Origin of the sequence: Paraburkholderia sp. DHOC27 (assembly GCF_003429005.1) — a bacterium.
Classification (GTDB): domain Bacteria; phylum Pseudomonadota; class Gammaproteobacteria; order Burkholderiales; family Burkholderiaceae; genus Paraburkholderia.
On record NZ_QVQV01000007.1, the window covers coordinates 87195 to 107923 of the forward strand.

General features: G+C 61.0%; 18 protein-coding genes. 6 read left to right on the forward strand and 12 right to left on the reverse strand.

What is annotated here, in order from left to right:
* Nucleotides 1–33: 33 nt before the first annotated feature.
* A complete protein-coding gene (locus D0B32_RS21920; RefSeq protein ID WP_117336404.1) occupies nucleotides 34–309 on the reverse strand; it encodes a DUF1488 domain-containing protein in 276 nt (91 codons plus the stop codon).
* A gap of 184 nt (nucleotides 310–493) precedes the next feature.
* Here D0B32_RS21920 and D0B32_RS21925 point away from each other — a divergent pair, with 184 nt between their 5' ends.
* Nucleotides 494–673 (forward strand): hypothetical protein, encoded by a 180-nt coding sequence (locus tag D0B32_RS21925; protein ID WP_181969870.1) that lies wholly within the window; start codon nucleotides 494–496, stop codon nucleotides 671–673.
* Between the two features lie 60 nt (nucleotides 674–733).
* On the opposite strand, the gene D0B32_RS21930 is transcribed toward D0B32_RS21925, so the two are convergent.
* Nucleotides 734–2158, reverse strand: coding sequence for a TAXI family TRAP transporter solute-binding subunit (locus tag D0B32_RS21930; RefSeq protein ID WP_117336785.1), 1425 nt, complete (start codon nucleotides 2156–2158; stop codon nucleotides 734–736).
* Nucleotides 2159–2558: 400 nt separating this feature from the next.
* On the opposite strand from D0B32_RS21930, the gene D0B32_RS21935 reads away from it, so the two are divergent.
* The 3 genes from D0B32_RS21935 to D0B32_RS21945 all read left to right on the forward strand — a co-directional run bounded on the left by D0B32_RS21935 (nucleotide 2559) and on the right by D0B32_RS21945 (nucleotide 3896).
* Nucleotides 2559–2780 (forward strand): hypothetical protein, encoded by a 222-nt coding sequence (locus D0B32_RS21935; protein WP_117336406.1) that lies wholly within the window; start codon nucleotides 2559–2561, stop codon nucleotides 2778–2780.
* Nucleotides 2781–3204: 424 nt separating this feature from the next.
* Entirely contained in the window at nucleotides 3205–3474 is a 270-nt protein-coding gene (locus tag D0B32_RS21940) for a hypothetical protein (RefSeq protein ID WP_117336407.1), read from the forward strand.
* A gap of 92 nt (nucleotides 3475–3566) precedes the next feature.
* Nucleotides 3567–3896, forward strand: coding sequence for a DUF4148 domain-containing protein (locus D0B32_RS21945; protein WP_117336786.1), 330 nt, complete (start codon nucleotides 3567–3569; stop codon nucleotides 3894–3896).
* Between the two features lie 228 nt (nucleotides 3897–4124).
* On the opposite strand, the gene D0B32_RS21950 is transcribed toward D0B32_RS21945, so the two are convergent.
* From D0B32_RS21950 to D0B32_RS21985, 8 genes are all read right to left on the reverse strand, one after another.
* Entirely contained in the window at nucleotides 4125–5840 is a 1716-nt protein-coding gene (locus D0B32_RS21950; RefSeq protein WP_117336408.1) for a SpoVR family protein, read from the reverse strand.
* A complete protein-coding gene (locus D0B32_RS21955; protein WP_117336409.1) occupies nucleotides 5837–7108 on the reverse strand; it encodes a YeaH/YhbH family protein in 1272 nt (423 codons plus the stop codon). The genes D0B32_RS21950 and D0B32_RS21955 overlap by 4 nt, the downstream gene beginning before the upstream one ends.
* A 182-nt stretch (nucleotides 7109–7290) precedes the next feature.
* Nucleotides 7291–9213 (reverse strand): PrkA family serine protein kinase, encoded by a 1923-nt coding sequence (locus tag D0B32_RS21960; protein WP_117336410.1) that lies wholly within the window; start codon nucleotides 9211–9213, stop codon nucleotides 7291–7293.
* 923 nt (nucleotides 9214–10136) lie between these two features.
* Nucleotides 10137–10898, reverse strand: coding sequence for a 2-keto-4-pentenoate hydratase (locus tag D0B32_RS21965; RefSeq protein ID WP_117336411.1), 762 nt, complete (start codon nucleotides 10896–10898; stop codon nucleotides 10137–10139).
* A gap of 336 nt (nucleotides 10899–11234) precedes the next feature.
* Nucleotides 11235–13061: a methyl-accepting chemotaxis protein gene (locus tag D0B32_RS21970; protein WP_117336412.1), complete on the reverse strand. Its 1827-nt coding sequence runs from the start codon at nucleotides 13059–13061 to the stop codon at nucleotides 11235–11237.
* Between the two features lie 605 nt (nucleotides 13062–13666).
* Nucleotides 13667–14722 (reverse strand): LacI family DNA-binding transcriptional regulator, encoded by a 1056-nt coding sequence (locus D0B32_RS21975; RefSeq protein ID WP_117336413.1) that lies wholly within the window; start codon nucleotides 14720–14722, stop codon nucleotides 13667–13669.
* A gap of 936 nt (nucleotides 14723–15658) precedes the next feature.
* Entirely contained in the window at nucleotides 15659–16636 is a 978-nt protein-coding gene (gene corA, locus D0B32_RS21980; RefSeq protein ID WP_117336414.1) for a magnesium/cobalt transporter CorA, read from the reverse strand.
* Nucleotides 16637–16849: 213 nt separating this feature from the next.
* Entirely contained in the window at nucleotides 16850–17338 is a 489-nt protein-coding gene (locus D0B32_RS21985) for a hypothetical protein (RefSeq protein WP_259295090.1), read from the reverse strand.
* A 300-nt stretch (nucleotides 17339–17638) separates the two neighbouring features.
* Between D0B32_RS21985 and cydX the strand changes: the two genes are divergently transcribed.
* On the forward strand, nucleotides 17639–17797 hold the full coding sequence (gene cydX / locus D0B32_RS21990; RefSeq protein WP_117336416.1) for a cytochrome bd-I oxidase subunit CydX: 159 nt from the start codon (nucleotides 17639–17641) through the stop codon (nucleotides 17795–17797).
* Nucleotides 17794–18414 carry an ATP-binding protein gene (locus D0B32_RS21995; RefSeq protein ID WP_117336417.1) on the forward strand — a complete coding sequence of 207 codons (621 nt, stop codon included), beginning with the start codon at nucleotides 17794–17796 and terminating at the stop codon, nucleotides 18412–18414. The genes cydX and D0B32_RS21995 overlap by 4 nt, the downstream gene beginning before the upstream one ends.
* A 106-nt stretch (nucleotides 18415–18520) precedes the next feature.
* Here the strand turns inward: D0B32_RS21995 and D0B32_RS22000 are convergent, their stop codons facing one another.
* Together D0B32_RS22000 and D0B32_RS22005 are read right to left on the reverse strand one after the other, a co-directional pair.
* Nucleotides 18521–19618, reverse strand: a complete 1098-nt coding sequence (locus D0B32_RS22000) for a saccharopine dehydrogenase family protein (protein ID WP_117336418.1) — start codon at nucleotides 19616–19618, stop codon at nucleotides 18521–18523.
* 240 nt (nucleotides 19619–19858) lie between these two features.
* The gene (locus tag D0B32_RS22005; protein ID WP_117336419.1) at nucleotides 19859–20323 is read right to left on the reverse strand and encodes an Lrp/AsnC family transcriptional regulator; all 465 of its coding nucleotides are present in this window, start codon (nucleotides 20321–20323) and stop codon (nucleotides 19859–19861) included.
* Nucleotides 20324–20729: the final 406 nt, after the last annotated feature.

Sequence of the window (20729 nt, forward strand, 5' to 3'; positions counted from 1 at the left end):
GGCCGCTTCACGCCGCTCGCACGCGTGCCCCGCTTACTCGGCGAAGCGGAAACAGCCGCTATGCAACAGGACGGGTTTGCCGCCCACCTCCAGCAGCATGCGTTGTGCCGCGTGTTCGATGGCGCGCCGGTGGGAATCGAAGGCGCTCAGCAAGTCGCCCTCACGCAGGGATTGCGCGCTGAAATGATCCTCCAGCGCCTCGGCCGTGACCGCGCATTGCACGGGCGCGCCGTCCACCACCGCCGTAAAGGCGACCACGAGATCGCGGGCGCAGTATTCGGGGCTCTCTTGCGGAAAATGAATGTGCATGACGCCTGCCTCACTGAGGATGCTTTCGGGCTGCCGCGTCCCCACACGCGGTGCACGCCTTCTATCAGGATAGTCGACCGCTGCCAGTCCACAAGGGATTGCGCGGGGATTGCGCGGGGGCAGGACCGGGCATTGCTACTTCTCAGGCAGAGGTACCCGAACCTTTGACAGCAAGGAGCACGTGATGAGCGAAACCAAAGAGTCCAAAGAGTCGACGCAACCGGATCTCGAACATCCGAAGCCCGTTACCCATAGCGACAACGAGAAGAGCAAGCTGCCGGAGCGTGATGACGAGGCCCGCAAGCAGTCGCCCGCAGATCATCCGGGGAAAAAACCCGGTGAAGGCGAGCCGTCGGTGAGCTGAAGGGTCTGGCCTCGCACGCAGCCGGCATTGATCGCGAGGCCAGCTCGGTTCATTTTTTGTTCATTTTGTCCGGCTTGGCTCGGATTGTTCACCTGCCTGTTCATCAGACTGCCCGTCTGTTTTACCCGTTCGTTCACGCGCGCCTCGCCTGATCCCCTCCGCGCTTTCGCGTTCGCTCTCACCCACGTCCTTGACCCGTTCCGCCACCTGATCAATGCGGCCCCGCACAATGCTGATGGCCTGCTTGAGCGCATACACGTCATGAAAGTAGCGTTGCGGCATACGGATCGTGCTGGCGTGCGCATCAATACTCTCGATCTCGCGACGCCATTGCGTGACCTGCGCCGCGCTCGGCCGGTCGCTGTATTTCCACACTTCGTCTTCCAACGCCTTGATCTCGCGATACCACACCACGAGACGCCGTTTAAAGCGCGCTTCGACCATTTTCGGCAAGGCCTGCAACAAGCCGAGCAATAAGGCCATGAAGGGCAGCAGAATCAGCAGGCGCCGTTCGACGAAGCTCGCCAGCCAGAACGGCAGATAACGCTGCAGGAACGGCCGACCCGATTTGAAGTAGCGCTCGCTTTCTTCCGAGACCGGAAATTCCTCGCTGTTCAGATTGGGAAATTTGCCGAGCGGCGTGAAGTAATCCTCGCCGCCATGCACGTTTTTCGCGGCGTCCAGCAGCAGATAGATGAAAGCGGGATGCAACGAGTCCTTCGACACCAGCAACGCAGTCGCCGCCAGCAAGGTGACGTCGTTGCGCGGCAGATCGTCGACGATGCTGGTCGAGGCACGCGGAAAAATTACTTTGGACAACGATGGAAACTTCTGCACCAGCGCATCGGCCTGCGCGAAATCCATCAGCTTGAGGTTGCTGTTGAGCAGCGTGACCTGCATCGCCGCATCGGGCCGTCCGATGAAAAAGGCCGCGTCCAGTTGTCCGCTTTCGAGCCCCTGGTAGGCCTTGTCTGCTTCCAGGTGCACGAGCGTCGTGTTGCCTGACGTGATGCCGCTGTCGCCGAGCAACACCTGCGCGACTTCCAGCAGCCCACTGCCTGGCACGCCAACGGAAACGCGTTTGCCACGCAGTTGCGCAAGCCGGTTGATGACCGTGTCGCCGCGATAGAACACCCAGATCGGTTCATACGACACCGCCGCGATGATCTGCAGGTTACTGTTTTCCTGCGGGTGAGTCGTGCCAGATTGAACGAAACCCACTTCGTAGGGGCTGTTGGGATCCTTCAGGCGGTCGTAGTTTTCAACCGCGCCCGACGAATTGCGGATATCGAGCGTGATGCCTTCGCGCTTGAGAATCGCGGCGTAGCGATCCGCAAAGCCGCGGTAGATGCCGCCGCTCGCGCCGGTCGTCATGACCAGCGTGCGCTGGAAGGCCGGTTCCACGATCAGCTTCGTCGCCCACGCCAGCAGCACGAACAACACCACCGCCCCGACGATCAACAGCCGCCGTCGCCGCGCCGTCATGGGCGCTTTCAGATTGCGATGAAACTCGGGGCTGGGTGTGGGCATGGTCCGGTGCGTCGCATGAGATGGGTGCGCGAGCCGCGCGCTCTGCCGCGCGGTTGCCATCCTGCTGCCATGTTGCCGGATGAACAAAGGTCCGTCGGCACACCTGATCATGCAGTCCTTTGGACCTGCTTGTCCACCCGCCGACGAGGCGACGCGTGAGCATGCTCAACGCATCCATGCGGATGTCGTCAGTGGCGTTGCGGCTTTAAGCACGTGATGGGGTTTGCAAACGCGTATTTGTCGTTTGTCGCGAGCCACGCGGCTGACTAGCATCGAGGGTGCGACTCAGAGCTTCAGATGCCCTGACGTTCGAAACCTTCAAACGCTCAAACGCGCAGGTAAGGAGGCCAACCGTATGTCCCAGCGTGCCTGTTTCAAGCCACGGGTGATCGAACCCGTGGCCGCCAATCAACCCGATGGACTCGGACTCGCCGTCGAGCTATGGCTCGCGCGTCCCGTGGACGGCATTGCCGGGCACGCGCTGCAGATTCATCTGCGTGGCGACACGCAAATGGCCCAGGCTGAAGCCTTACGCGATCTGCTGCATCAACTGGGTACGGATATCGTCGTGTCGTAACGCGTCGCTCCAAAAAAAGACGCCCTCCGACCGGTCCGCGGCGGGGCGTCCAATACGCACTTATGTTCTCAGAGCACCTCCAAGGTAAGCAGCCAAAACCCGCCCAGCAAGCCAGTCAAAAATGCCGTTTCGTGGGGTAGCGCACATTGCGCTGCAACATCTACCGGATCGCCCGGCTAACGGCGTGCCCTCGCCTTTTTGATCTCTCATTTTCCGCAGTTCCCACGTTCCGACCCCGCCGCCAGTCCCGCCAGCCATGCCTGACAGGATTGGGCGTTATTTCGAAATAGTCATTTCGAACTATCAATACAAAGAATCAATAGTAGGGGTATACACTGCTTTCCATCGACGCCGCAGATACACTTCTTCAGACACTGTCGCGGCGCCATCCTGAAACGAAGTCGAACGCTATTTGGAGTCCATCATGAAGACCAAGATCATCGCCGCTCTGCTGGTTGCCGCTTCCGCCACCCTCGCCGCTCCGGCTTTCGCCAGCGGCTACGGCCCGGCACCGTTCTATCGTCCGAACGTCGGCGCACCTGCTTCGCAACAAGGTCAAAGCGCACAAACCGTCGCAGCAGAACGCGACGCAGCAGCAAACAGCTCGTACGGTGGCGTGAGCGACCAGGCTACGCAAGCGGGCCATCATCACCCGATCGCAGCGGTGCGCGCTTTCTTCGCCCGTAACAACTAAGCTGGCCAGTTGGCCGATGGGCTCCGGCGATCAGCAGGCGCTTTGAAGCGCGGCTGATCGCCCACCAAAAATAATCTTTGGAGGTAATGATCATGAAATCGCTTATCCAGGCAGTTGCCATTGCCGCTCTGTTCGCCGCTCCGGTGGCCTCGTTTGCTCAATCGAATCAACCGCTGACCCGCGCTGAAGTACGCGCCCAACTGGTGCAGCTCGAACAAGCCGGCTACTCGCCTTCGCATGGCCGTGACCCGTACTACCCGGCCGACATCCAGGCCGCCGAAGCACGCGTCTCCGCACAAAACGCGACCGCTCAAGCTGACAACACCGGCTACGGTTCGGTCAGCAACGGCAGCACGCAAGCCGGTCAACGTACGGAAGTTCGCGTGAGCCCGTACTCGCCGCCCGTGTACAACGCACATTGAGCGGATCGATGCCTGACGTGCTGAGCACGCGCTGAGGGCGCCGCCGGAAATGTAGAGGCGACGCACGCCGTGACGGCACATAAAAAACACAACAGGCCCGCGATCCGTGAAGACGCGGGCCTGTTTGCCGTACAGGTCAGTACCGAAATCCTCCGTCGCCAGATGCCTGGTGACTTTTTGCCCAGCCTCCCTGTCTGGGCTTTTTTTTTTGCCGCGCCGCCCGGGCGCTTAAAGCCGAACTGCCGGCGGCACGTAGCGGCACTCGTAGCGTTTTCGGACCGTGCCGTTTTCATCGACGCTTTCCAGATACACGTCGAATTGCCACAGGCGCGCCATGTGCTTGAGCACCTCGTCGCTATCGCCGGACAGATGCCGGTTGTCGCTCATGAAGTGCCGCAGTGTCAGGCTACGGTCGCCACGCGTATTCACTGACCACACCTGAATGTTCGGCTCGCGGTGATGCATGTCGTACTGCCGGGACAGGGCCTGCCGCACGTACTGATAGCCGCTGTCGTCGTGGATGGCCGACACTTCCAGCGCGTCGCGCATGTCGTCGTCGAGCACCGAGAACAGCCGCATTTCACGGATCAGATGCGGTGACAGGTACTGCGCCACGAAGCTCTCATCCTTGAAGTTGCGCATCGCGTAGTGCAGTGCCTGCAACCACGGGCTGCCCGCCAGTTCCGGGAACCAGCGGCGATCTTCCTCCGTGGGGTTTTCGCAGATGCGGCGAATGTCGCTCATCATCGAGAACCCAAGCGCATACGGATTGATGCCGCTGTAATACGGCTTCGTCACCGGCGGCTGGTAGACCACGTTGCTGTGCGAGTGGAGGAACTCCATCATGAAGCCGTCTTCCAGCTTGCCCTGGTTGTACAGCGTGTTGAGCAAGGTGTAATGCCAGAACGTGGCCCAGCCTTCGTTCATCACCTGGGTCTGACGCTGCGGATAAAAGTACTGGCCGATCTTGCGCACGATGCGAATCACCTCGCGCTCCCACGGCTCCAGCAGCGGCGCGTTCTTTTCCGCGAAGTACAGCAGGTTTTCCTGCGGCTCCGGCGGATAACGGTCGTCGGTTTCTTCGGGCAGCGGCGTGTGTTTGGTCGGCAAGGTGCGCCACAGTTCATTGACCTGCGACTGCAGATACGCCTCGCGCTCGCGGCGCGCCGCGGATTCCTTTTGCAGCGACAGCTTCTGCGGCCGCTTGTAACGGTCCACGCCGTAGTTCATCAGCGCATGGCAGGAGTCGAGCAGTTCTTCCACCCGGTCGAGGCCGAAGCGCTCCTCGCACTCCGCGATGTAGTTCTTCGCGTAGACGAGGTAGTCGATGATGGCATGCGCATCCGTCCACAGCTTGAACAGATAGTTGCCCTTGAAAAACGAGTTGTGCCCGTACGCCGCGTGCGCGATGACGAGCGCCTGCATCGTCATCGTGTTCTCTTCCATCAGATACGCGATGCAAGGGTTCGAGTTGATGACGATCTCGTACGCGAGCCCCATCTGACCGCGACGGTAGCTTTTTTCGGTAGCGAGAAAATGTTTGCCGAACGACCAGTGCCGGTAATTCACCGGCATGCCGACGGATGCGTACGCATCCATCATCTGTTCAGCGCTGATGAGTTCGAGCTGGATCGGGTAGACGTCGAGCTCATATTGCTCTGCAACATTGGCAATATGCGAGTCGTACTCTTCGATCAGTTCAAAGGTCCAGTCGGACGGGCACGGCAGAGGCCTTCTATCGGCTACGTTCATACGGACTTCCCTTTGCCACTCAATGGGCGTTCCGGTGTGTCCCCGTGCTTTGGCAGTGTGATCAGGACCCACTCCCACGTCGACGGCATCGGCGGCCGCGACGGGTTTGGCATGCCCAGAATCCTGCTTCGGCACGCCTGCGCGCGCCGGCTCGACGCCGTGCGCTTCATTTGGCAGATGTTTATCGCTCATGAGGACGCCACCTGCTTTTCAAACAACTCCCTGAACACAGGATAGATGTCGGCGGCCGTTTCGACCTTCTTCATCGCCATGTGCGGCTGCGAAAGCGCCAGTTGCGCGTATTCGAGCCACAGGTTCTGCTCTTCGGGCGTTACCTGAATATAGGCAAAATAGCGCACCTTCTCGAGAATGTCATCAGCGAGGATCTTGCGGCACTTCGGCGAATCATCGGTCCAGTTGTCGCCGTCGGAGGCCTGAGCGCCGTAAATATTCCATTCAGTGGGCGAATAACGCTCGTCCATCACCTTCTGCATCAACTCCAGCGCACTGGAGACGACCGTGCCGCCGCTTTCGGTGGAATGAAAGAAGGTGTCTTCGTCGACTTCCTCGGCACGCGTATGGTGGCGAATGAATACCACCTCGATGCGCTCGTAATTACGTTTGAGGAACAGGTAAAGCAGGATGAAAAAGCGCTTGGCCAGATCCTTGCGCTGCTCGTCCATCGAACCCGAGACATCCATCAGACAGAACATCACGGCCTGGCTGGACGGTGTGGGCTGCTTCACGCGGTTCACGTAACGCAGATCGAACGGGTCGATAAACGGAATGCGCCAGATCCGGCCGCGCAAATGATGGATTTCCTCTTCGAGCGTCTTGATGTCCTCGCGACGGTCGTCGGGGTCGGCCTTCATCTCTTCGAGCTGCCGTTCGAGTTCATGCAGTTCGTTGACGAGCGGCGCGCCCAGCGCGATGCGCCGGCCCAGTGCGCTGCGCAGCGAACGCACCACGTCGATATTGTTCGGCGTGCCTTCCGCGGCCCAGCCTGCACGAATGCTCTTCCAGGTGGGCACCGCCAGCAGATGGGTTTTGACGAGGCGTGGCAACTCCAGGTCGTCGAAGAAATACTGCATGAATTCTTCGCGGCTGAGTTCGAACACGAAGTCGTCCTGCCCCTCGCCTTCATTGCTGGCCTGATTGCCGCCGCCTCCGCCGCCACTGCCTTGCGGACGCGGAATCTTGTCGCCCCGAATGTAATCCGAGTTGCCCGGATGCACCATTTCGCGCTTGCCGCCCGGCCCATGACGGAACGACGGCTCCGCAATGTCCTTGCGCGGAATCGTGATGCTCTGGGTGTTCTGGATGTCCTTGATGCTCCGGTCGCGTACCGCTTCCGAGACGGCGCGACGAATGTAGTTCTTGACGCGACGCAGAAAGCGTTCGCGATTGGCAATGCTCTTGTTCTTTCCAGCTAACCTGCGGTCGATGATTTGATGAAGCACATCCGGTCTCCCGAGTCGACCGGAGCAGGCGTTTTAGCGCCGGCTCCGATCCCATGCAGCGGCCTCTCATTCCGGGTACGAGACGGACGTTGCACTGCCATCATGGCAACGTCATGTCCACGCAACCCGCGTCTCGCAAGGTGCCCGCGTGGACTTGCCACGCGGGCGGCACGTGAGGCCAATCATGATGACTTGCGCACGCGCAGATACCAGTCGCACAGTAGCCGCACCTGCTTGGGCGTATAGCCCTTCGCGACCATCCGGTTGACGAAGTCTTCGTGCTTGCGCTGTTCCTCTGCCGAGCCCTTCGCATTGAACGAGATGACCGGCAGGAGTTCCTCCGTGTTCGAGAACATCTTCTTCTCGATCACGACGCGCAGCTTCTCATAGCTGATCCACGCCGGATTCTTGCCCGCGTTGGCAGCACGCGCACGCAGGACGAAGTTGACGATCTCGTTGCGGAAGTCCTTCGGGTTACTGATGCCGGCAGGCTTCTCGATCTTCTCCAGCTCCGCATTCAGGGACGCACGGTCGAAACTCTCGCCGGTGTCGTGATCGCGGAACTCCTGATCCTGAATCCAGAAGTCAGCATACGTCACATAGCGATCAAAGATGTTCTGCCCGTACTCCGAATAGGACTCCAGATAAGCGGTCTGAATCTCCTTGCCGATGAATTCCGCGTAACGCGACGCGAGCACGTCCTTGATGAAGGACAGGTACTTCTGCTCGGTCTCCGGTGGGAACTGCTCGCGCTCGATCTGCTGTTCGAGCACATACATCAGATGCACCGGATTCGCGGCCACTTCAGTCGTATCGAAGTTGAACACGCGCGAGAGAATCTTGAACGCGAAGCGCGTGGACACACCGGTCATGCCTTCGTCTACCCCGGCGAAGTCGCGGTACTCCTGATACGACTTGGCCTTCGGATCGGTGTCTTTCAGATTCTCGCCGTCGTAGACCTGCATCTTCGAGAACAGGCTCGAATTCTCCGGCTCCTGCAGGCGCGTCAGCACGGACATCTGCGCCATCATCTTCAGCGTGCCGGGCGCACAGACCGCGCTTGCCAGCGAAGAGTTGCGAATGAGCTTCTCGTAGATCTTGATCTCTTCCGAATAGCGCAGGCAATACGGCACCTTCACGACGAAAATGCGGTCGAGCAGGGCTTCATTGTTACGGTTATTGCGGAAGGCCTTCCATTCAGACTCGTTCGAGTGAGCGAGAATCACGCCGTCGAACGGGATCGCACCGAAGCCTTCCGTGCCCTTGAAGTTACCTTCCTGGGTGGCGGTGAGCAGCGGGTGCAGCACCTTGATCGGCGCCTTGAACATTTCGACGAATTCGAGCAGACCCTGATTCGCGAGACACAGGCCACCGGAGTAGCTGTAGGCGTCCGCATCGTCCTGCGCGTATTGCTCGAGCTTGCGAATGTCGACCTTGCCGACCAGCGACGAAATATCCTGATTGTTTTCGTCACCCGGTTCCGTCTTGGCAATACCGATCTGCCGCAGGATGGAAGGATAGCGGCGTACCACGCGGAACTTGCGGATATCGCCGTTATATTCATGCAGGCGTTTGACTGCCCACGGACTCAGAATGCTCTTCAGGTAGCGGCGAGGAATACCGTACTGTTCTTCGAGGATAGGTCCGTCCTCGTCGTAATCGAACAGCCCGAGTGGCGATTCGTTGACCGGCGACCCCTTGATCGCATAGAACGGCACGCGTTCCATGAGTTGCTTGAGACGCTCCGCGATCGACGATTTACCGCCGCCGACCGGACCCAACAAATAAAGAATCTGCTTCTTTTCTTCGAGCCCCTGGGCCGAGTGCCGGAAGTACGCGACCACCTGCTCGATCACGTCTTCCATTCCGTAGAACTCACGGAATGCGGGGTATACCTTGATGACCTTGTTCGCGAAGATCCGTGAAGTGCGCGGGTCGTTACGAGTGTCGATCTGTTCCGGTTCTCCGATTGCCGTCAACATGCGTTCGCCAGCTGTAGCGTACGCGGCGGGATTGTCTTTGCAGAGCGCGAGATACTCCTCGAGCGAGAGTTCGTCCTCTCGCGTTTTCTCGAAGCGGGTCGCGAAACTGCTGTAGATATCCATGCTACCTCCTCGCCAAGATCTAGACCGATGTCGTGCGCGGCGCGCTATTCGGAAACGACATCGCTCGAATTCATCCTAAACCCTTTTAAATTTTTTTTCACGGACTACGTGATGAAAATCGTGCCGTGGCATCCTCCCCACAAACCTCACTTGGAAACATAAATTCGGTCGCCTACAATCTTCGCTCCACATCACGGCAGCCCGTGCTGCAATGTCAGTTGCTGTATGCGCGAAACATCCCCACGTACAGCATCTCTGAGCGCTCCAGCAGTGCATCACGCGACCGGCTCCTGGGTACTCTTTCAAGCTCTTTGGTGCATCTACCGCTGCTACTCCCACCTCTTGCTGCTTTCCCCCACAACGCACAGGCTAGCGCTTTCGACGACAGCGGTGATCCAGTGTTACATCTTGCTGCTTCGTAGTGTGCGCCAGTGCGCGTAACGATGCGCTCAGTGTGACTCGCCATATGACTCGCCGTATTGACTCGCCTGGTGCCTCACTATGTGCCCCACCTCGCGCCTCACCTCGTGCCTCGTTCCCGCGCGTTGTCCTTTCGAGCACTGCCTCTGTTTCGTCACTGCATGATGGATTTCGTTCACATCGAAATGCGCGCGAAGCCACCTTGAGCGCACGAAGCGATATCCACTTTGACGAAAGGGTTGGCGTGCGACGGATTGCATGACCTCCATACACGGGATGTCGGACACGCATGCGCGGCCATGTATAGGTGTATACGGCTAAGACGGATGCGTAGATGCAACCGGAGACAGCGGCGAGGAGGACGGCAGTGCACGGCTCACGGACGGATGCCACGCAAGCGCGAGTGTGTAGCGTGCGGGTTGTTAAGCGGCTGAACATGATCAGGCCAAGCCAGTCAGCTTGAGCGCACCTGAATGAAGCAGCGTGAAATGAGTCAGCAGCGTTTATGTCAGGTCGATCTCGACCTCACCCAGCCCTTCGATGCGGCCCTGCACGCGTCCAGCCCCCGCCACCTTATGTGCGCCCACATACGAGCCCGTCGTGATGGTCCACTCGGGTTCGATCGTGATTCCCATAGCGGCGCAATGATTGACGAACCAGACCAGCAACTCGCGGGGATCGCCCACGGGATTCCCCGTGGCTTCCGTAACCAGTGACTCGCCATTGAAGGTGAGCCCCAGTTGGGGTGAAACGAAATCGAACGTGCGCGCGAATCCGGCGTAGGCCACCGGATGCCCCGTCACCAATGCACCGTTATTCTGGGCATCGGCCAGTTGCGCGAGCGGCGCCACGTCGGGCCATTCGGTAAAGCGGCTGTCGACCAGTTCGATGGCCGGCAGCACCACGCCCACCAGCGCGAGCACTTCGTCACGCGCATACGCCTCGCGGCGGGGTTCGATGATCTCGCTGAAGCGAAACGCCACCTCCAGCTCCAGCAGCACGCGGAAAAAGCCGTCGTGGGCCAGCCGGGCCGGTGAGCCGGTCACGAGCGAGCCCGGAATCGGCGCGCCCGAGGCGGGCCCGCGCGGCGCCCTGGCACCGATTTTCCAGCCGCCGGTGGACTCGCCCAGCCCGGCCAGCACGGCCTGCTGGATCGCATAGGCCGTCGCTGCGTCCGGCGGCAGGCTGTCTGGCGGCGGCGCGTCGGTCAGTCGATGCTGCTGGCGCGCCTGAACGAGGCGGTGCGCGAGGTCGTATGGCGTCATGTCGGTCCCTGATGGCTGGCGCATGGAAAGCACGAAAGTGGCATGAACAACCGGGCCGCGCAAATCGCGGGCCTGCCGCGCGGCTTTTATTGGGTCAATCCGTGTACAAAGTGCGTGTGTCCAGCGGGTACGGCGCGTTGGCGCCTCGCCGCAACGCGACTCCATCCAGCGAGCGCGCACGTCAATGTACCGGAACGCGGGTCAAATCGGGGATGCTGCTGCCGCAGTCAAATAAAAAAAGACCACGGTTGCGCGCGCAACCGTGGCCTAGCTCCTTCCCCCTTTATACACCGCTTATGGCGCGGCTGAAAAACACCTGAATCCGTGTGACGTGGCCTAGAAGGTTTCCCAATCTTTGTCGCTGCCCGCGGCAGTGCCGGCCAACGACGCCGACGCGCCTGCCGACATCACCGGGGTGGCGGACGCGGCCTTGGCAGGCGCTGCGGCGCCGACGGAAGGCCGCAGCGTCACGGGCGCAGCCGTAGCAGCCGCCACGCGGGCCGGCGCGGCCGCAGCCGGCTTACGCGCAGCGCTCGTCACGGTGGTGGACACGGGACGCCGCACGCTCGGGCTCGCTGCCGAATCGAATCCGGCGCCGAAACCCGCGCCCGAACCCGCCCGATCGTCGAGCTGGAATACCGCCACCGCCTTGCGCAGCTTGCCCGCCTGATCCTCGAGCGATTGCGCCGCTGCGGCGGCCTCTTCCACGAGTGCGGCGTTCTGCTGGGTCACCATGTCCATCTGGGTGACGGCGCGCGCCACCTGGTCGATGCCGCTGCTTTGCTCTTCCGAGGCCGCGGCGATCTCGCCCATGATGTCCGTGACGCGTTGCACCGCGCCGATGATCTCGGTCATCGTGCGGCCGGCCTCATCGACCAGCGCCGAACCGGATTGCACGCGCTCCACCGAAGTGTCGATCAATTCCTTGATTTCCTTGGCGGCCGCCGACGAGCGTTGCGCCAGGCTGCGCACCTCACCCGCCACGACCGCGAAGCCGCGCCCTTCCTCGCCGGCGCGAGCCGCTTCGACAGCCGCGTTGAGCGCGAGAATATTGGTCTGGAACGCAATGCCTTCGATGATGGAAATGATGTCGGCAATGCGCGCGGAGCTTTGATTGATCTCGCCCATCGTGCCGACCACCTGCCCGACCACCGCGCTACCCTTGTTGGCGATATCCGAGGCATTCGCCGCCAGCGAACTCGCCTGGCGGGCGTTATCGGCGTTCTGCTTCACGGTGCCGGTCAGTTCTTCCATGCTCGACGCCGTTTCCTGCAGCGCCGAGGCCTGCTCTTCGGTGCGCGAGGACAGATCCAGATTGCCCGCCGCGATCTGGCGGGTGGCCGTGGCGATCGACTCGCTGCCGCCCCGCACGGAACGCACGGTCTCGGTCAGACTGCGCTGCATGGTGGCGATGCCTTCGAGCAGCTGGCCCATCTCGTCACGCGAGTGGATCACCACCGGACGGCGCAGATCGCCGGCGGCGATGGCGTCGAAATGACCCAGCGCATCGGCAAGCGGACGGCCAATCGCGCGGCTCAGCGTCAGATAGGAAAACAGCGCGGCGAACAGACCCACCACCACGGCGCCGATACTGAACAGGCGGAAGGTGGCGAAGGCGTCCTGCGAGTCGTCGAAGCCCTGCTGCGCCTGCGTGAACTGCAGCTTGCGCAAGGCGTCGTCGGCAACCGCCAGGTCGTTGTATTTGGCCTGCAGGTCCTTGGCACCCGCGACGATCTTCGATTGATCGTTGCCCGTCACGGTCACGGCAAACGCGTCCATCGACTGATGCAGCGAATCACGCTTCGCCGCCACGTCCTGCGCCACACGGTCTTCGTCCGCGCCGCGCGGCAGGTCGGTGTACTTCTTCCACCATTCGTCCGACGTAGCGCGCATCGACTTGGCGCGCTCGACCGTCTGCGCGACTTCGGGCGTACCGAACAGGAACGCGGCACGATCGAGTGCCAGACGTTCACGCGCCGCGTAAAGCTCGGCGTTGCCGATGTCCACCGCGCTTGGCATCTGGTTGGCGAAGGTCTCGTGTTGCGCCCGGTTGGCGTGGCTCATGCCAGTCAACCCGAGAATGCCGATGATCAGCAGCAGCGCGGCGAGAAAAATCATGGTCACGCCAATCCGCGCCTTGATGGTGATGCCCTTGTTCAACATGCTTCTTCCTGTATCTATTCCATTGAGAGGCTGCGCGTGCAGTAAGAGCGCCCGCACCCGGCCGCACGTTTCTCGCAAACGGTGGCGCAGGTTTGGCTCCCTTGGTCACGTTTACGGCATGCCGCGGACATAACTTGACGTTTTTATATAGTCTGAGGAATTCGTCAAACGGTGCTTGTATTAATTACAAAATCGCGCTGGACGGATCGAGGACGGATCGAGGCTTAAGCTGCAAAGGCCCGCTATCTGGGACTTTGGAGCGGACGTGCGATGGCAAGCGTTACAAAGACGGCGGCGTCGGCCGGCTTCGGCGTGCCCAGGAGGAAAGATGCGGAAAGGCTGGACGTGGATTGAAGCGGTTCACGTCAGCGAGGGCGCGATGATACCCGGATAGGGGTTCGGTACGGGCCACGGCTCCCGGACACGAGGGTGCCGGAGCGGGATGAAGGTCAAACACATTGCAGCGCGGCTGACTTGTGCTGTCTGGTGCTGAGTAGTGCGGATCGGTGTTGCCCAGGCTGACGGATGCCCAGCGAGCGCGCCACGGTCACGCAGCCGCCTGCGGCTCGGCCCGAACGCTTGCCACTCATGTAAAGGCCGCGGGCCTAGGCCGCGACGTCTTCCCGGCCGGCGGCCGCACCGGTCCACGTGGCGGTCGATTCACGCACGATCAGACGTGGCGCCACCACCCGGCGACGCGCCGCTGCCTGCGCCGCTTCGTTCGCGCTGCCCGAATTGCCCGTAATGCGATCAATCAGCGTCTGCGCGGCCATCTCGCCGAGCGCCCGCACCGACTGTCCCACCGTCGAGAGCGCCGGATAGGTGAAGCGCCCCAGTTCGATATCGTCGAAACCGATGATCGAACAGTCACGCGGCACGCTGATGCCCCGCTCCGCTGCCGCGCGCAACGCGCCAATGCCCATCATGTCGTTGCAGGCGAAAATGGCCGACGGCTGGATGGAGTCGAACAACTGGCTCGATGCGCGGTAGCCGCCCGTGCCCGAAAAATCGCTTTCGACGATCGCACCCGGCGCGATCTCGATGCCGCGCTCGGCCATCGCGCGGATAAAGCCGTGCACACGCATCGCGCTCACCGCCGTGGCGACCGGGCCGGTAATGCAGCCAATCTTCACATGACCGAGTTCCAGCAGATGGCGGGTGGCCAGATAGGCGCCCTTTTCATGGTCGATCTGCACCAGATCGGCGGCGAGGCCTTCGATGTTGCGATCCACCACGACCAGCGGCTCGCGTGCATCCGCAAGCGCCTGGGCCAGCACGGCGTCGTCGCCGGCCGACGCGACGATCAGTCCGTCAATGCGCTTTTCCTGCAGCACCCGCAGATAGTTGCGCTGCTTGGCGGGGTCGTCATCGGAGTTGCAGAAGAACACGCAGTAGCCGTTGCGCGCGCAACCGTCCTCGATGCCGCGCGCGAGTTCCGCGAAATACGGGTTCGTGGCATTCGGCACGACCAGACCGATCGTCGCGGTCGCACGCGCCTTCAGCGACCGGGCGACCGCCGAGGGCACGTAGTGGAGTTGACGGATTGCATGTTCGACTTTCGCGCGCACATCGGCCGACACCGGACGCGAGTTGTTCACGACGTGCGAAACCGTCGTGAACGACACGCCTGCCACGGCCGCTACATCCTTGATGGTCGCCATTCCTCTTGCTCTCCTGCCTGTTTTTCTCGCCGGACGGTGCGACCTGCACCGCGCCGGGCGTCTACATCAGTGACAGATCCTCGCTGCTACTTCCCTGTTCGGCTTGTGCTGCCCGCTCGTCTTGATGACCTGGGACGATGGCGAAGCGCAACGGCTCGAACCCTCGATCCGCCAGACTTCCCCAATCCTGCCCATCCTGCCTCGATTGCGCCCAAATACCGTGCGCGCAGGCACCCAGCGGTACACATGGTGCAATCCCGCGCGCTGCCGGCCTTACACGGGCCAGAGGCGGCTCACGGAGAATCGCACCGCTAACCGAGGGCTTCCGGGACATCCGGGAGACATCAAAACTCACGACCGACGCAAGCCACGCGCCAGCAAAACCGCGCGCTTCCCCCGATGCGAGCGTCGACACGTTGCCTATCTGTGGAATAACGGCGGCGGCGGAGCTTTCTTGAGCGCTTATTGAATTGAATTGTTTAAATCAGCCAACCCGGGCCAAAGTCCCTCTGGCACGGCGCTCCAGCGAAAGGCGTTTAAGTGCTGCGTCGATATTCCTTTGCGTTGTTTTTCGTGATCGTTTCGTGGTCATTTCGTGATCGAAAATGAATCGCTTCGCCAAAGTTATATTCCGGTGTGGCGCGCGAGCTATTTGCGCGCGCAACCAAAACAGCGCCGGACGGCCTGCGCAGCGCAACAGCGCGATGGGCGCGCGACGCTGATCGGCTCGGCAAAGCGAACGCGCGATTCATACGAAAACCGGCGAACCGGGTCATATCTAAACGGATTTCGACCTGCCGCGAGCCGTGTTTTTCACGCAACGCAAACGTTTGCGAAAAACATTCTCGACGCTGGCCCTGTAAGGTGTCAACGATTTGTCGTGCTGCACTGCACAGCGGACGACGCCGTTTTAGCGTCGCCGCTAGACGTTCACCGTTAGAGCCAGCCGGCCTTGCGGAAACGCCAGAAGAGAAACACGTCCACCGAGAACATCACCGCAATGCAAATCGGATAGCCGTACTTATAGTGCAGTTCAGGAATGCTCTGGAAGTTCATGCCGTAGATGCCGGCGATCATGGTCGGCACTGCGAACAGCGCCGCAAACGAGCCGAGCCGCTTGGTCACTTCGCTCTCGGCCAGCGAGATCATGCCGAGATCGACCTGGATCGCGGTGACGATCATTTCGCGCCGGCCGTCGAGGATGCGCACGATGCGCTCGAGGTGATCGTAGACGTCACGGAAATAGGCTTCCATGCCTGAGCAGATCAACGGCACGCGGCCGCCGCTCAGCTTGCTGACGGCCTCCTGCAGCGGCGCCACGTGATGTTGCAGCATGACGATGCGGCGTTTCAGCGAATACAGGTCTTCGATGATCGCGCGCGACGCCGAGACGTTGTTCCTGTCGAAGATGCGGTCTTCGAGCCCTTCGATTTCGGCGCCCAGCGCCTCGAGAATCGGAAAGTAGCGGTCGACGATATCGTCGACCAGCGCGTACAGCACGAAACCCGAGCCTTCCTTGAGCAGCGTCGGTTCGCGCTCGCAGCGCGTGCGTACGTCGGCGAAGCCCGTACGCGTCCGCTGACGCACCGACAGGACGTAGTTCTTGCCGACGAACACGTTCACCTCACCGATGCTCAACTCGTTTTCCGCTTCCAGTTCAACCGTATGAATCACGGCGAACAGCGAATCGCCATACTCCTCGATCTTGGGCCGCTGGTGGCCGTTCAGCGCATCTTCGACGGCGAGCGGGTGCAGGTCGAACTCCTCCTGCATGACGGCGAGTTCTTCGGCGGTTGGGTCCTTGAGCGCGACCCACACGAAGCATTCGGGCCGCGCGACGAATTCGCTGATGTCTTCGATGGGAATGTCAGCGAGTTTGCGGCCATCCTGGTAGGCCGCGCAATTGATCAGCATGGTTGGATTACCTTGAAATCGGCGGCTTAGCGCGCCGCGAGCTTGCAGGACAGCAAAGGGTGCGCCCGAGCAAATGAACGGATGACAGCCGCCATGTTAAGGGTTTTACATGACCTTGATGTTCGAGATGTGTCACCGGTAGTTGCCTGGTGGGTGCGTTGCGGGTGTGTATGCAGCGCCGTTGGCGGTGCCGCTGCCGCCTGCGGGTCGGCCTTACTGGGCGACCCGGTGCAGTTCGATGCGGTGATCGTCGTTGAAGGTGACCGAGGCATGATTCGTATAGCGCGGGTCGGCGGTCACCGTGAAGTTCAACTGGATCACGGGATCGAACTGCGTGGAAACGGCGAGACGGTGGATGCCGGGACTGAGATAGAACACGACATGCTCACCGTTCATCAGATCGGTAACCTGCACGCCGTCCACGTACACCAGGGCATCGCGAAAGCGCACCACCAGATCGCGTGAACGCTCGCGGCGCACGTCCACGGCGATCAATCCCGCGGCGGGATCGGTGTAACCCTGCTTGACGATACGCTCTGGCGGAACGGGCTTGAACGAGACCGGCTCGGCGGGCGTAGTGGCACAGGCGGCGATCAGGAGGACGCTTACCGAGGCGCTCAGGGAGGCTATCCGCGAAGCACTCAAACGGGCGAACATGGTTAGTACAGCGGTTCGGCTGGCAGCGAGCAGGCGCTTCGGCATGGTACATGTCCCCGGTTTGTTGATTTGTCCTGTAGCGTGCTGTAGCGTGCAGCGTCGAAAAGAGCTTCGTTGCGCGAGTCCTGCTTCGATGGGCGGCTCATGGCGCTGCTATGGCTGTCGATGAATCGCACGCTGCACAGGCCATGATACCAACGCACCCGCTGCCCTGGCTTCTCCTCACCTCTTGCGCCGACCGCGCTTCTTCTTCATCATCGAACCGGAAGCGCGCATGCCTCGCGCGCCTTTGCTGATCGGCAAACCGTATCCCCAGCCAACCGCGCATCGCACAAGGAGACTGCCATGTGGTACTTCAGCTGGATTCTCGGCATTGGCGTGGCCCTTGGCTTTGGCATCATCAACGTGATGTGGCTCGAGGCCAGTGGCAAGTTCGCACGTGACCCGGCGTCGAATGCGCCGGCCTCGAATTCAGGCACGGCATCGCAGGACTCGCACGCGTGACGCATCTGGTTTTCTTCTGCGGTCACGCAGGCACCGGCAAGACCACCCTTGCCAAACGGCTGATGCGGCCATTGATGCAAGCCACCGGCACCGGCTTCTGCCTGCTCGACAAAGACACGCTCTATGGCGGCTACGGCGCGGCGGCGATGGGCATGCTGACAGGCGATCCCAACGATCGCGACAGTCCCCTCTTCCTTCAACATCTGCGCGACCCTGAGTATCGCTGCCTGATCGACACTGCGCGGGAAAATCTCGGACTCGGCGTCGGGGCGCTGGTCGTTGCCCCGCTTTCGCGTGAAGTACGCGAGCGGCGTCTGTTCGATCGCGCGTGGCTCGGTGTGAGTGACGAAGTGCAGATTCGTGTCGTGTGGGTGCACACATCGGAAGAGGCGGCGCGGCAGCGGATCACGGCGCGCAATCACCCGAGCGATGCCTACAAGCTCGCCCACTGGGAGGAATATCGTCAGCGCCGCTTCGTACCGGACAACGCTGCATGTGAAGGACTATTGATGTTCGATACCACCGCGCCGAACGCGGCAGATTACGACGCGCTGGTTGCTGCGATAGTCAACGAGCGGGGGCCGTCAGCGGCAAATCTGCCGCCCATGCCGGTTTGAAAATGCATGATAGCCGCGTCGCATGCACGACGCGGCGGGTGCTTCAGCGTGAACGTGTTCGCATCAACGGCTGGGTCGTTTCGAACGCCCAGCCATTGCACGATAGTTACACCGTCGCCATCACATCCAGCGAATTCCCTTCGTACAGTTGTCCGAAGCGATTGGCAAGGAACTCGCGCAGCGGCACCTGCTCCTGACGCACGAAACCGCTTTGCGGCAGCTTCTTTTCGCGGAACAGGTCGAGCACCGCGCACATCGCGCCGGCCGTGGTGATCTGGATCGCGCTCATCGGCACGCCGCAGACTGTCTTCGCAAAGATCTTGCGCGTGAAGACGTCCTGCACCAGTTGACCATCGCGCATGCCCGTCACGGTAATGAACACCAGCACCACGTCCTGCGCGGTGGACGGCACGGCGCGCCGCATGATGGATTTCAGATTGTCGCGGTCCGTGGCAAGACGCAGATCTTCCAGCAGGAATTGCATCAGATCGCGGTGACCCGGATAGCGCACCGACTTGTAGTCGAGCGTCTCGACGCGTCCCGAAAGCGTTTCGCACAGCGTGCCGAGGCCACCCGAGGTATTGAAGGCTTCGTATTCGATGCCGTCGAGCGAGAAGTGTTCGAGGCCTTCGAGCGGCTGCACCCACTGCGTACGGCTATCGCGGATTGCTTCGCAGGGCTGACAATATTCATTGATCAAGCCATCGACGCTCCACGTCAGGTTGTACTTCAGCGCGTTGGTGGGGAATTGCGGCAGCGCGCCGACGCGCATCTTGACGTCGCGGATTTCGCTGAAGCGGTTTGCCAGTTCATGCGCGGCAATGCCGATGAAGCCGGGCGCGAGGCCGCATTGCGGCATGAACGCATGGTCGGCGTCATCCGCGATGGCGCGAATGGCGTGCGTCGCGCGCACATCCTCGGTCAGATCGAAGTAATGCACGCCCGCGCCCTTCGCCGCCGAGGCGACGTTCACCGCGAGGTAATACGGCAGCGCATTCACCAGCACGTCGAAACCCTGCACGGCTGCGCGCAGCGCGGCGGCGTCGGCTGAATCGACACGGCGGGTCGGGATGCCTTGTTCGGCGAGTTTGTCGAGGGGTGCCTGATCGCGGTCGAACGCGACGACGTCGTAGTCGCCGGTTTCACGCAGCATATGGGCAATGGTGTGGCCGATCAGACCGGCGCCAACGATGGCAACTTTCATGCGCTTCTCCTTGTTTTTTAACTGCTGTCCAGCCGGCTGCGAACATGCCGCGCGAGCGCGCTGCACGTCGTTAAGCCGAGCCCATGCGGGACAGTTTAGGGAGAAGCAAAAACAGATCATAGGCACAAATTGCTGCGCTATGACCAGTTATTTCGACGATTTGACGACCGAATCAGTCAATCTGACGGATTCACGTCAAAACCGCGTAAACAGGGATGAGGGATGCGCGTCGCCGGATTCTCAGGCCCCGGCCATCCCGCGATCAATCTTGCGCGCGAGAATGATGGAGGTCGTGGTGCGCTCCACGCCTTCCAGCGCGCCGATTTGATCGAGCAGGTCGTTGAGCCGGTCCGGCGAATCCGCGCGCAGCCAGGCCACGTAGTCGAACTCGCCGCTCACCGCGCAAAGCAGTTGCACCTCCGGCATCTTGCCGAGGCGCTTCTGCACATCGGGACCATGCTTGGGGGCAATGATGATGCCCACGTATGCATAGATACTGGCATCGAGCACATCCTGGCCGAGACGCACGCTGTAACCGGCAATCACGTTGGTCCGTTCCAGCCGCGCGATGCGCGCGATCACCGTGGTACGCGCCACGCCGAGTTGACGGGCGAGATCGGCCACACTTTCACGCGCGTTGGCTTGCAGCAGCGCGACCAGATTACGATCGAGGTCGTCGAGTTGATCGAGGCGCGGTGGTCTCATGGATGACTCATTGATGAAGATAACGTAGCGACGGAAATAAATGGTAATTGCATCGAGCAGCGCATTATCCGTCAGAATTCTTCGCCACTGGTCGTAGTACTGATGACCCCGATGCCCCTATGACCTTGATCACTGGCTGATGCCGCGGAATGCTGGTGCATGCGATTCGCGTGCAGAGGCAACGCGCCGCCATTTCCGCTTCGTTTCGGTTGTAAGCGTTTGTCGCAATGCAGCCGCATTGTAGGGATAACGTGATATTAATAGCGAGCCTGGTGCGGTGGGCATGCCGAGCCACGTTTGCATTGGCGCTGGTGTCGATGTCCGCGTTGATGTTTGTGCTGGTGTTCATGCTTGTGTTCGTGACGTCGTTGGCATTGTCATTAACAGTTCATCGACGCTTCATTGA